Source organism: Bradyrhizobium sp. 138, assembly GCF_023074075.1.
In the GTDB taxonomy this organism is placed as follows: domain Bacteria; phylum Pseudomonadota; class Alphaproteobacteria; order Rhizobiales; family Xanthobacteraceae; genus Bradyrhizobium.
This window is the reverse complement of the sequence record NZ_JADPKT010000091.1, coordinates 143023-155412: the sequence shown is the minus strand read 5'-3', so window position 1 is coordinate 155412 and position 12390 is coordinate 143023. Positions and strand designations below refer to the sequence as shown.

The window sequence follows — 12390 nt, the reverse complement described above, 5'->3', positions numbered from 1 at the left end:
TCAAGTTGTCCTTCAAAGCTCCGGAACGGCTTTTGCGGATTGTGCTTTGCATACGCGTCACATTTCGGCGACAAGATCAACTTCCAACGACACCAGCCGCCATGCTCTTGGCCCAAGGGCATAGATGAAGAGCGTACCCGCTGTCATCATAGCGCGGCCAGCGCTCTTGTGATCGCAATTTCTGTCAGCTTTCCAACATGAGTTGATAAAACGGACATTCGAGCAGGCGTTATCTAACTGCTTGAAGCGAACCAAAAAATTCGTTTGTGGCAGGTATGGCACGTCAGTTGCTCTTGGCTTTTCAGAAACGATTCTGGGGATGCTTGCCTGGAAGGATTCGACTTGCGAAGAGAATTGGAAAAATGAGTACTTCAGCGCAACACCGGGTATCCTGCGGCGGCGGCGAGATCAGCGAGACCATGCAAGTCATGGCTAAGCACAAGAGCTGCGGTACGGTCGGTGGAAGCGGCAAGGCGAGCTGCGGATCTCAGGCCGGCATCGGCAATGTGCCAAATGAGGTCTGGGAAAAGGTGAAGAGCCATCCCTGCTACAGCGAGGAGGCGCACCACCATTATGCCCGCATGCACGTCGCGGTCGCCCCCGCCTGCAATATCCAGTGCAATTACTGTAATCGTAAATACGATTGCGCCAACGAATCGCGCCCCGGCATTGTCAGCGAGAAGTTGACGCCGGAGCAGGCCGCCAAGAAGGTGCTGGCCGTCGCTTCCGCGATCCCTCAGATGAGCGTGGTCGGCGTTGCTGGCCCTGGCGACCCCCTGGCGAATCCGGACAAGACATTCAAGACGTTCGAGCTCGTCAATAAACTCGCGCCAGATCTCAAGCTGTGCCTCTCGACGAACGGCCTGGCGCTAGCTGATCATGTCGACACGATCGCAAGACTCAAGGTCGATCACGTGACGATCACGATCAACATGATCGATCCCGATATTGGCGCAAAGATCTATCCCTGGATCTTTCACCGCCACAAGCGCTACACAGGCATTGAAGCTGCAAGCATCCTCAGCAATCGGCAGCTCCAGGGCCTGGAGATGCTCACCGCGCGCGGCATCCTGTGCAAAGTCAACTCGGTGATGATTCCCGGGATTAACGATCAGCATCTGGTTGAGGTTAACAAGGCCGTGAAGTCGCGCGGCGCCTTCCTGCATAACGTTATGCCGCTGATTTCGTCGCCCGAGCACGGCACCGTGTTCGGTCTCAGCGGGCAACGCGGCCCGACCGCACAGGAAGTGACAGCATTGCAGGATAGCTGCGAAAGCGAGATGAACATGATGCGTCACTGTCGCCAGTGCCGCGCCGACGCCGTCGGACTACTCGGGGAGGACCGCGGCGCGGAGTTCACCATGGAAAAGATCATGGCCATGGACATCAAATATGATGAGCAGGCCCGAAAGGAGTATCAGGCCAAAGTCGAGAAGGCGCGCATTGCAAAGCTCGCGGCCAAGCAGGAGCAGGTTGCGGGGCTCGCCAGCGCGTCCAGCGAAATCAAGGTGCTGGTGGCGGTTGCAACCAAGGGCTCGGGATTAATCAACCAGCACTTCGGTCACGCCAAGGAGTTCCAGATCTACGAGCTCTCGACTTCGGGCGCAAAATTCGTTGGTCATCGTCCTATTCATCCCTATTGCCAGGGCGGCCATGGCGAGGACAGCAAGCTCGAAATCGCCATCGGCGCCATCAACGATTGTCATGCCGTGTTCGTGTCAAAGATCGGCGGCTGCCCGAAGGCCGAATTGATCAAGGCCGGAATCGAACCGGTCGCTCAGTATGCCTACGAGTTCATTGATGGCTCGGCGATCGCCTGGTTCAAACTCTATCTCGATAAAGTCAATGAGGGGAAGATCAAGCACGTTGAGCGGGTCGATCCGGCGGCCCGCCGCAATGCGCTGATTTCCGCCGCCTGAGAGGATGGGTTCAGACAATGCCGTTCAAGATCATCGCCTCGCAATGCACGGGCTGTTCGGCGTGCGAAACGCAATGCCCGAATTTCGCTATTTCCGAGCGAGCCGGCGTTTTCCTAATCGATCCTGAGAAATGCACCGAGTGCGCCGCCTACTTTGATGAGCCGCAGTGCGTGGCGGTTTGCCCGGTTGACAATACATGCGTGCTCGACACGGCACTGCCGCGTCACCAGGAGTCTGCTTGAGGGCTACGATGGATGTCACTACGACACTAAAGGTTCAGAAACTCGGGCGGATGATGCTCCGCCTTGACGAGGCGCCGGTCGCGGCTTTCGCCTTCTCTGACCAGGTGGACGGCTCGCCCTGGTCGCAAACGTTTTCGCAAGTTGCCAAGTCATATTGTAGCGACGAGCACGTCGGCGGGAGCGCGTCGAGCTATTCCTGTCGGCCCGAAGGCCGCCGTCTTGAGCGTGGAGGATCGATTTCGCCGATGGGCCCACGAAGAGCGGACGCGTCTTCCGCGACATCAATCCAGGCACCCGCAGCCATTGTTGATCAGGCGACATTCATGCCCGAGGCCTTCTTCAGTTGGTCATCCAAAAGAGGGCGTCCTCGCCGAGTCCTGTCTTGGTCGCACGGTGTCGAGCCGGCCGAGCATCATCCCAGGGCAACAGGGCTATCCTATCACCTCGATGAAAGTGCAGAAAGTACACCTGCGCCACGCCAAGGCGTTCGCACCGGATCACGTGATGCGGAAACGAATTCCTGCCACCTGTGCGGTGGGCGCCACCAAGCCGGAATTCGGCTGCTATGAGAGCACCTCGTGTGGGTCTTCCTGTTCTCGCTCAACGCATATTGCCGACTTGCAGATGCGTCTCGGGCAACTCGGGAAGGACGGCAGCTGTCGGGAGACTGCTGGGGCTTTGTCCCGCGGACAAGGCTGGGGCCAAGGTGTTGTTGGGCACGCTCGAGCGTATGGGCGGGACCGTGAGTGATGACGTCCACAATGCCATCGGTTGCCGGGGTAATCAGGTCGACTCTGTCGGCTGTGCGCATCCCGCGCTGAAGCACGCGCCTCGCCGCCGGCTCAAGCACGCCTCCCTCGATGGCAGACGCGCGTGCCGCGTCGATGGCTTCTTCAACATCACCATGGGCTCACCGATACTCTCGAGCATCTGGAGTTTAGGTTGCGGGCGTTGATGTTGCTGCACCGGATCCCGACAGGCTCATGCAATCCGTGATCGCAAGCGCCGCCGTGCGGGAATGGAGGGAGTTGATCGAGCATCATGATAGGGTAGTCCGTAAGGCCGGGCGGCCTGCAAGGCGCGGCACAGTTAACTATGGAACAGGGACGGCAGCATGAGCAACATCGCCCGTGACAGTGACATCGTCGAGCTGACGGACGCCCCCTTCTTTGATTATGGTGACAAAGTGCGGGCCAACCGCACCATCCGTAACGACGGCACCTATGTGGGCAAGGAGATCGGTGAGGTTCTGGTCAAGAAAGGCGAGCTTGGCTATGTCATCTCGATCGGCACGTTCCTGCAGCAATTTTATATCTATGGAGTCGAATTCCTCGGCTCCGGCAATCGCGTCGGCATGAAATGCAAGGAGCTCGATCTAGTCACGCCAAGCCACGAAGGCGAGGAGCCGTTCTTGTCAGGAGCGGCACCCCGATGATCGAACCAAGATCGCCAAAATACCGGTCAGGCCAACGTGTCAAGGCGGCAATCGATCTGCTCAACGACGGTTCCTTTCCCGGCGCGTCGGCGGAAGAGTGTCTGGTCAGCGTCGGGTACATTGGTGAGATCGTCCAGGTCGGTCGCCATACGGAAGCGAAGCTACCCATTTATATGGTCGACTTCGGCAAGCACTTGGTGGTTGGCTGCCTCGAGGCAGAGATCTCTGCAGTCTAGGATATCGCGCAATGAACGCCGCAATCATCAGACGACATCATTCCGGATTGCCTGCGCATCCCAACGAGCTAGACCGGTGGCGGATCGTGCGCGCGCTGACGAAGCGCGAGCACTACCGATATATCCCGCCAAAGGTGACAGCGGTTGCTGGCGGCTATCTGGTCGAGAGCCCGTGCTGCTCAGGCAATATTAATGCGGAGGGCGGCCTCGTCGACGTCGCGCTGCTGCACCATGATAGGACTGGGGCGGCATGGCAGCTGCTCCGCAAAGATCACCGCAAGGGCGTCTGGGAGTGGCATTCGACCCATCAACGGCTTGGCTTGGCGACAGCGGTTCTGAACGCCGACCCTGAACGTTTGTTCTGGCAATAAGGATGGTGGAGATGGTGCTCGAAGGCGACTTGACGGAGATCGAGCAGACGCTCGCCGCTATTGATACAGCCCTCTGAACCCTGCCTTACGCTCCGGCAGAAAGTTCCCCATCTTGCCCTCTTGCGAGGCGTCCGACATGACGCAGAGTCCGTTCCGCCGGCTTGGAAAGTTCGACCTGCATCTGCTCGACAGTGGAGATCACTGTGTACAGATCACGAATGATCCACACCGCGCCGTCGGCATTGTGCTGACCAAGCGCTCTGGCAAGTCATGATCAACCAATCGCCTTCCGGTGCCAAGCTGACACAGGACGGCTAGGCCCGCGGGTTGCTTGCCATGCCGTAGTGCCCGGGCCCGGAAATATCACGATCAGGTCACTCGCTCGTTCATCGGGTCCATGAGGCGGGCAGGCGATGTCTCGCAGAAATGTCCGCTGAAGGCGGAATTGCCTGGGTATCTCAACGTGGCTTATTAAACCAAGGATACTGCGGTAGATCAAATGGGGATGAGCGAACCTGCTCGATCAGCTGACGAGGAGTAACGGTCAGGCGTTGCAAGATTTGCCTTTGTGAGTACTCGCTCCTTAAGTCCGCAGGACTTGAGAAAATAGGAGAAGACGTTTGCTTTCGCGTGCGCGCGCAAGTGAGGCAGTGCGACTGCCCCGGCCGATCCGCGCTACTCCATCAATAGTATCGGCGCCTGGAAATATCACACTACGAAATTGATGAGTGAAGGCGGCGCATTCAAGCAAGAAGCGCTTTTCGCGTTGTTTTTCGACGACGCATCGAGCGTTCTCTATGGCTTGCTTCCATGTTGAAGGGGCTGCGTGCACGTCGAAAATCGGGTTTGTCACGCAGATAAAGATCCAGAGGACAGAGGACAAATTCGCGTGTAGTTCCAATTCTCGTCTCGAAGAGAAAAATCCGCTTGAATAGTTGTGGATGACCATTGATATGGTAATGGGAAGCAGTTGCGTCTTCGCCAAAAACAAGACGCTACAGGCAGATGTGCAAAGCGAAATCGGAGAACACGTGGCAAAAAGCACCAAGCGCAAAGAGTATAGTAAGGATGACGTCAAGCTGCTCAAAGCGCACTCAAAGGCCCGCACCCCTGTAGCTAGGGTTTCAAAGCTTATGAAGCGATCCGAGGGCTCTCTAAGACAGAAAGCACGTACCCTGGGGATTGGCTTGGGTCACCAGCGCTGAGATACGTGTGAATGTTCGGAAATTGACCGGCGTGATGATCGAGACGGCCAGACGGCTTACGACCGTCGCCACCTGATCGTTTCAGGTCCCTGCGCCCTTGGGTCAGCTCGCGCGATGAACGAGCTGACCGGTTTTCCGATAGACCAGTCAATTGGCCTAAACCGTAGATTGTCACGGTTTCAATTCAGGGACTGATAAAGCCGACTCGTTCGTCTCACTGTGCGGCTTACATCGTGAATATAGATTTACCGAGCCTGGAAATACGGTTCGCGAGCGTGCCGGCGGATCATCATCTCGGCCGGTAGACATCATTCGGCGCTGAGTCATCTCCCTCTGCCTCCATACTTCTCGAGGCGCAGCGACTGGAACCTAGTTGCCCCCAAGAGGGAGCTTGGCACCATTTTTCCCAGTCCGGGGCCGACATCGTCGGCCTACAGCATTAGCGGCCTGCGGCTGACGCAGATCGCTCTGATGATGCTGCCGGCCGGCAAGCCGCAGAGGGAATAGCCGCGGTCCGGCCTACCGCGACAATATAGGAAGTCCGGCAGAAGATGTGCATACAGCAGGCGCAGAAGCGTACAAGCATTTTGTATGTTCATGCGGAGCCGCGCCGGCATCCTCTTCTATGCGGAATTTGTTGTGAGGTGAGAAAAGCAGTGGGAATATTGTTCATCGTTATCATCGAGACCGTCGATTTCGCCGCCGCGAGTGCCGCGCGCGGACAGCGCGGCGGCCGCGGCAGACTCCACGTCGGCCAATGAGAATTGATTGCGGGCCGCACTCGCTAGCAGCAGGCCGCATTTGCGGTAAGATCGTCTCATCTGGTATCCGACAAACGATTGAATCTGACGTCCTTCGAATGCGGGAGCTGCTCCTTGCTGCACTTTCGATATGTTGCCTCAGGCAATTTTAAGCGTGTCGCCGCCGATTTCGCGGTTGCAAGGGCAGAGCTCATTAGTCTGTATCGCATCCAGAACGCGTAACGTGTCAGTCGGGCTGCGGCCGACATTGAGGCTTGTCGCATAGACATGCTGGATCGTGTTCTCAGGATCGACGATGAAGGTGTAGCGATGCGCGATGCCATCACGCGATCGCACTCCAAGGCTATCGACCAGTGCGCCCTTGGTGTCGGCAAACTGCCAGATCGATAGACGGTGCAGATCCTTGTTCTCACGCCGCCAGGCGAGCTTGCAGAACTCGTTATCAGTCGAGCCACCAAGCACGACTGCATCGCGATCGGCGAAATGCTTGGACAGGCGAGCAAACTCAGCGATTTCGGTTGGGCAGACGAATGTAAAATCCTTCGGGTAAAAGAAGATGACTTTCCATTTTCCGGGGAAACTCCTCTCAGTCAGCGTCTCGAAGGCGCTCTGCCCGTTCTCCTCTTGCAGGTGAAAGCCGGGCTTCACGCCTGTGATGTCGAACGGCGGCAACTTACTTCCAATTCCAGGCATATTGTCCTCACAACATCGCGTCACACGGAAACAGCGTTCCGCGACTGGCAAAGCAAGCGATATGCCACCCGAACTTACGGCAAGTACCCATCATGCCGGTCGTGGAACATTCGCCTTTGATGCTGGCGTGTCCTCGAACCCCATCTGCAGCGTGGGGTCCTCAATTGACTTGGCCCCGGCATTCCCCGTTCCGCGCTCTTTCGCCCGTACTCGCAGTGGAATCCACGCGCCGGGCTTTGTCGGGTTTGTCTCAGAGCTCTTGCCGCTGTCAGGTCCGCTACAGCATCCCGTCTCGGACACTGCGCTATTAGTCGAGCCTAGTCAGATGCTTAACGCGCGTGCGAACGAATGGCACGTCCGTTGCTAACTGGATGCAGCAACAACGAGTGAGGGCTGAGGGCACGCCGACGCCGATGGCGAGCGATGGCCTCCTTCCCGAAACCCGTGTGCCCACGTTTCTGAGAGAGAAACAGCCTCGCGCGTTCCGCGCGAAAAATTGGCAATCGGTTGATGGAGAGCAACATGTCTTCGCTGAGACAAATCGCGTTTTATGGCAAGGGTGGCATCGGTAAATCGACAACGTCGCAAAATACGCTGGCGGCTCTTGCTGAGCTGGGCCAAAGGATTCTCATCGTCGGCTGTGATCCGAAAGCGGATTCGACTCGCCTCATCCTGCACGCCAAAGCGCAGGACACCATTCTGAGTCTGGCGGCGAATGCCGGCAGCGTTGAGGACCTCGAAATCGAGGACGTCATCAAACTCGGCTACAAGGACATTCGATGCGTCGAGTCCGGCGGTCCAGAGCCGGGGGTCGGGTGCGCCGGAAGAGGCGTGATCACTTCGATCAACTTTCTGGAGGAGAATGGCGCCTATGAGGACATCGACTACGTGTCTTACGACGTGCTCGGCGACGTTGTCTGCGGTGGCTTCGCGATGCCTATCCGCGAGAACAAGGCACAGGAAATCTACATCGTGATGTCCGGCGAGATGATGGCGATGTATGCCGCCAACAACATCTCCAAGGGTATTCTGAAGTACGCGAATTCCGGCGGCGTGCGCCTCGGCGGCCTGATCTGCAACGAGCGGCAGACCGACAAGGAGCTGGAGCTGGCAGATGCTCTTGCCAAGAAGCTCGGCAGCCGGCTGATCTACTTCGTGCCACGAGACAATGTCGTGCAGCACGCGGAGCTGCGCCGCATGACTGTGCTGGAATACGCGCCAGAGTCCAAGCAGGCGGATCACTATCGTAATCTCGCGACCAAGATCCACAATAATGCGGGACAAGGCGCCATCCCGACGCCAATCAGCATGGACGAGCTCGAGGATATGCTCATGGAGCACGGGATCATCAAGCCTGTCGACGAGAGCCTGGTCGGCAAGACCGCCGCCGAGCTCGCCGCTGTTTCGGCATAGTTCATGTTGTCGGCCTTCTCGACCGGGGAAGGCCGACATCGTCCACTCAGAAGCTGGGGGACCTTCATGATTGGCACACAAAGCAAATTGGCCGATACGATGTCATCTCCTGTATCAGCAGCTCACATCGCCGAGCAGCGCGACGCAAGTGAGCTCTACGGGCTTCTGACCGGGCGCCATCCAACAGAAGTCGACATCAGCGACGATGACGATTTCGATCGCCATGTGCTCGCTTGCGTTCTTGCCGCATCCGCTATGGATGGCGGCCAACTTCCCGAACGGGCTGGCTTGACTAACCAGGAGCTCGATGCGCTCTTGGTGCAATGCTTCCCATCCACCCCAGTCAGGAGTTGTACCTGGCGCGAACAGTCCGCGTTACCGTCTCCTGACGACACGATTATGGTGCGCGACCTCCTGCTTGCGCAACGTTCCACTCATGGCGAGGTCGGCGGTTGGCTCGCGACGATGATCGCGCGGCGCGCCATGGAGCCTAATCACCTGTGGGAAGATCTCGGTCTGCGGGAGCGGGACGAATTGTCCCGCCTCCTGATGCGCCATTTCGGGCCGCTGGCGGCTCGCAACACCAAGAACATGCGCTGGAAGCGCTTCTTCTATCGCACGCTATGCGAAGATGACGGTCTGGTGATGTGTACCACGCCGGTCTGCACGGAATGCAATGATTTTGATCTTTGCTTCGGCGAGGAGAGCGGGGAGAGCCGGATGGCCGGACGCCGGCGGGATCATCTGCGTCGTCTCGATGACTCAGTCCAAGCCATTCCAAGTTCGCAAGACTGAGCTCATAATGGATGCCCCCTCCTGGCGCGAGTCCCGGTGTCGGACGAGCTTTCGGCCAGCTGTCACACGACGAGACTGAGAGTTTGAAAAGACAAAAACAACTTCGCGCAGGCGGCCTAAGCAGGACGCGGCGGCGCCTGATGATCGCGGCTTGATAACTGGCGGAGGCGACCGTCACATTTACCGCCGAGATGTTCTATGTTGACGCGACGATCGACGCCAACATCCGCCTCTTGATCGCGCCCAGCTGAACTTGTTTACGAACACCGACTTGTGGTTGGACCGAACCCGATGGCTCAAAAATCGTCTTCGATAAGCGCCGGAATGCACGCGCCTTCCCCGAAGTGCTGTAGCTTGAGGTGAGGCCCGAACCGTTGGCCGGCTAGCAAGCTTCCAAGCTCGGCGTCTGCCTTCAGCTCGGTCGCAAGCGCACCGAACCTGGCGCTCCGCCGTTTCCACCCTGTCGGATTTGCGACACACCCGACTAATCTGAAATTCGCGTCATTCACAGGTTCTTGGGAATTCGAGCGGGTTGGCACAGCAGTTGCTAAACAGCTGCCGGAATAAACATACGGAGCCGCTGATGGCGTTCGCCGCCGCAATCACCGGGCCCGACAAAGATCGGTCGAGGTCCATAGTCCTTAACGACACCAACTCGCGCGACGGCGAACAGACACCTGGCGTGGCCTTCACGACACCGGAAAAGGTCTCGATCGCGCGTGCGCTGGCCGCGGCCGGAGTCACGCAGATCAAGGCCGGAACGCCGGCGATGGGTCAGGAAGAGATTACCGCGATCCGAGCGATCGAAGCGGGCCTTGGGGCCACGATCATTGGCTGGTGCCGGATGAAACCCGAGGACGTCGATGCGGCGATCGAGGCCGGTGTTTCGATGGTCAGCCTTTCGATTCCATCGTCCGACGTGCAGATTGCAGCGAAACTCGGTGGCGGCCGCTTGGCCGCGCTGGAGCGGGTGGAGCGCGTCATGGCCTTTGCTCGCACCAAGGGACTGGATGTTGCGGTGGGTGGCGAAGACCCCTCGCGTGTCGATGTCAACTTCCTGATCGACCTGATCGCAATCGCCAAGGCGGCCAGCGCGCGGCGCTTTCGTGTCGCAGATACGCTGAGCGTGCTCGATCCCGACGCGTCCTTCGCGCTCGTGGCCGCACTGCGCGCCAGCACCGAACTCGAGCTCGAATTCGACGGCCATGACGATCTTGGGCTGGCGACGGCTAATACGCTGGCGTCGATCAAGGCCGGTGCGACGCATGCCTCTGTGACGGTCATTGGACTGGGCGAGCGAGCCGGCAATTCGCCGCTGGAGGAAGTTGCCGTCGCAGTTAGGCAGCTCTACGGCCGTGATACCGGCGTGCTGGTATCTGAACTGGAAAAGCTCGCGGCCGCCGTTGCAGCCGCAGCGTGCCGCACCATTGCGCTCAACAAGGCGATTGTCGGCGAGCATGTCGTTACCCATAAACCCGGCATCCACGTGGGCTCTCAAAAAGACCGGCCGACCTACCAAGCGCTGGACCCGGGGTTACTCGGCCGCTCCCACCGCATTGTGATCGGCAAGCATTCAGGCCTTGCCGCTATCACTTCGCTCTTGTCCGAGTTGCAGCTTTCGGTCACCGCCGAGCAAACCGAAACCATTCTCGCGCGCGTCAGCAAGCATGCCATCGAGCACAAAGGTCCGGTTTCCCAGAAAACGGTGGTGGCGATCTGGCGCGACATTCACGAGAGATCGCTCGTCAACCAAGGGCGATCGGGTGGTCAGCCATGCGCATCGCGCGATCAGGTTGGAACATTCGAGCCAGGACGGTTTCTCGGCGCGGATCTAATGGAGGTTGAAAATGACGACGGACGGGATCCTTTCGCAATTGAACAAGGCCTCGGCGGCAGAGGAGTTTTTTGCACTGCTCGGCGTCGAGTACGATGCGAAAATCATCGACGTGGCGCGGCTTCATATCCTGCGTCGCATGGGTCAATATCTCGCCGGCGAGGAGTTTACCGGTGCATCAGATCCTGACATCGCCTCGCGTTGCAAGGCCACGCTTGAGCGCGCCTATGCCGACTTCGTCACGTCCTCCCCGATCGAACAGCGCGTGTTCAAGGTCCTGAAGGATGCGGCCGCACCACAACCGAACAAGCGTCCAGCATTGGTGCAGCTCGGTTCTTTGGAGTGAATTGAATTGCTCGTGCTCTGGAGCGTGAAGGTTCAGAGAACCTGCCAACGCCCCAAGTTGCAGTTACGGCCTCGCGGATCCGCAGCCTGGACACTCGGCTCCTTAAGGTAATCACGGCTCAGCCCGGATATTTCCGTCGTTTCAAGCTGGTCTCATGGTGCAGCTATCTCCTGCAATGGTACGACCGGCAGCGGGGGGCGCATATGTGGCGAGGAAAGCGCAGCAAGGTTCGGATGACTGTCTTCTGTCGCATTCCGGACACGGGTCAGCACGGTTTCTAATGTTCCGATCCTCGTGAGAGGCTGCCAATCCGATGTCCTTCAGTAAGATTCTGTATTGGCGGTCAATTTTCATCGTCTGCGCAATTGGTACGACAATTGCTGACATATGCTCAGCTAGTCTGGAGAAGCGAATGCACATCTTGGTCCGCATCGAGTTGGTTTTGGACGCCGCGCAGTTTCGCGCGCGCTGCCTGTCGGCATCATGATGCGTCGCGACGCCAAAGCGATGGTTGCATATTCCGGCCTGGCTGAGCTGAAAGCTGCGCTTGATCCGCGCCAAAGATTCGTCGACGAAATCACTCCCGTTGGCCGATCTATGGCCGAGACTTCCCGGGGGAACCCCTTGCTCTCCAGCGCCGGCCGCGCGGCGCCGTTGACGGGCGGCTTCACCGCCGGCCCTGGTGCCCTCGCCAAGAGTTGCGAGCGTGTCGCTGCAATCGGCAAGATTGCGAGGGCATTCAGAGTAATGGATCGCGTTGTCACCGGCAAGCTCGCGGCCGACAATGGCACCAGCCGAGCCTCTGGTAGGTCCTCGATCTGTTCCAGCTCGGTTGCATCTCGAAGATGAGGGGGACCAATCGATCGGCTCGCGTGACCGCGCGGTTGCGTGCCTCACTAGTTGCCAAATGGTGGTCCCAGAATGCCAAACCCGGAAAGAACCCGAAGCGCGTGCTTCCGGACTCGTCGACAAAAATCCAGCAATGGGTGTCTCGGCCCCGCGCTGCTGCCAGGCGGTGTTGACAAAATGACGGCGGGCACGCGGCCGAACGTTAACTGAAGCAATCTTCACCCGCGAATTCAAAGCTGGAGGCGGAGCACGCGTCGCTAGCGAGCCGCTACTGAACACGGATGGGAGTAC

General features: G+C 58.5%; 11 protein-coding genes and 1 pseudogene. 11 read left to right on the top strand and 1 reads right to left on the bottom strand.

The window, feature by feature from the left end; genetic code table 11:
* Positions 1 to 362: 362 nt before the first annotated feature.
* The 7 genes from nifB (at position 363) to IVA79_RS31995 (ending at position 5408) form a co-directional block, all read left to right on the top strand.
* Positions 363 to 1919, top strand: coding sequence for a nitrogenase cofactor biosynthesis protein NifB (nifB, locus tag IVA79_RS32025; RefSeq protein WP_247560611.1), 1557 nt, complete (start codon positions 363 to 365; stop codon positions 1917 to 1919).
* Positions 1920 to 1936: 17 nt separating this feature from the next.
* Positions 1937 to 2161 (top strand): 4Fe-4S binding protein, encoded by a 225-nt coding sequence (locus IVA79_RS32020; RefSeq protein ID WP_247560600.1) that lies wholly within the window; start codon positions 1937 to 1939, stop codon positions 2159 to 2161.
* 1114 nt (positions 2162 to 3275) lie between these two features.
* Positions 3276 to 3596: a nitrogen fixation protein NifZ gene (locus IVA79_RS32015; RefSeq protein WP_247560599.1), complete on the top strand. Its 321-nt coding sequence runs from the start codon at positions 3276 to 3278 to the stop codon at positions 3594 to 3596.
* Positions 3593 to 3832 (top strand): nitrogen fixation protein NifZ, encoded by a 240-nt coding sequence (locus IVA79_RS32010; RefSeq protein ID WP_247560598.1) that lies wholly within the window; start codon positions 3593 to 3595, stop codon positions 3830 to 3832. The genes IVA79_RS32015 and IVA79_RS32010 overlap by 4 nt, the downstream gene beginning before the upstream one ends.
* Positions 3833 to 3843: 11 nt before the next feature.
* The gene (locus IVA79_RS32005) at positions 3844 to 4203 is read left to right on the top strand and encodes a hypothetical protein (RefSeq protein WP_247560597.1); all 360 of its coding nucleotides are present in this window, start codon (positions 3844 to 3846) and stop codon (positions 4201 to 4203) included.
* 136 nt (positions 4204 to 4339) lie between these two features.
* Positions 4340 to 4477: a hypothetical protein gene (locus IVA79_RS37075; protein ID WP_346658217.1), complete on the top strand. Its 138-nt coding sequence runs from the start codon at positions 4340 to 4342 to the stop codon at positions 4475 to 4477.
* 667 nt (positions 4478 to 5144) lie between these two features.
* Complete coding sequence (locus tag IVA79_RS31995; protein WP_247341862.1) at positions 5145 to 5408, top strand: hypothetical protein; 264 nt, start codon at positions 5145 to 5147, stop codon at positions 5406 to 5408.
* A gap of 899 nt (positions 5409 to 6307) precedes the next feature.
* On the opposite strand, the gene IVA79_RS31990 is transcribed toward IVA79_RS31995, so the two are convergent.
* On the bottom strand, positions 6308 to 6862 hold the full coding sequence (locus tag IVA79_RS31990) for a peroxiredoxin (protein WP_247560596.1): 555 nt from the start codon (positions 6860 to 6862) through the stop codon (positions 6308 to 6310).
* Positions 6863 to 7384: 522 nt separating this feature from the next.
* Here IVA79_RS31990 and nifH point away from each other — a divergent pair.
* From nifH to nifW, 4 genes and pseudogenes are all read left to right on the top strand, one after another.
* Complete coding sequence (nifH, locus tag IVA79_RS31985; protein WP_026233535.1) at positions 7385 to 8275, top strand: nitrogenase iron protein; 891 nt, start codon at positions 7385 to 7387, stop codon at positions 8273 to 8275.
* Between the two features lie 66 nt (positions 8276 to 8341).
* Positions 8342 to 9070, top strand: a complete 729-nt coding sequence (locus IVA79_RS31980; RefSeq protein ID WP_247560595.1) for a nitrogen fixation protein NifQ — start codon at positions 8342 to 8344, stop codon at positions 9068 to 9070.
* Positions 9071 to 9653: 583 nt separating this feature from the next.
* Positions 9654 to 10799, top strand: a pseudogene (locus IVA79_RS31975) (homocitrate synthase); the annotation flags it as partial.
* Between the two features lie 118 nt (positions 10800 to 10917).
* Complete coding sequence (gene nifW, locus IVA79_RS31970; protein WP_247560594.1) at positions 10918 to 11250, top strand: nitrogenase stabilizing/protective protein NifW; 333 nt, start codon at positions 10918 to 10920, stop codon at positions 11248 to 11250.
* The last annotated feature ends 1140 nt before the right edge of the window (positions 11251 to 12390 follow it).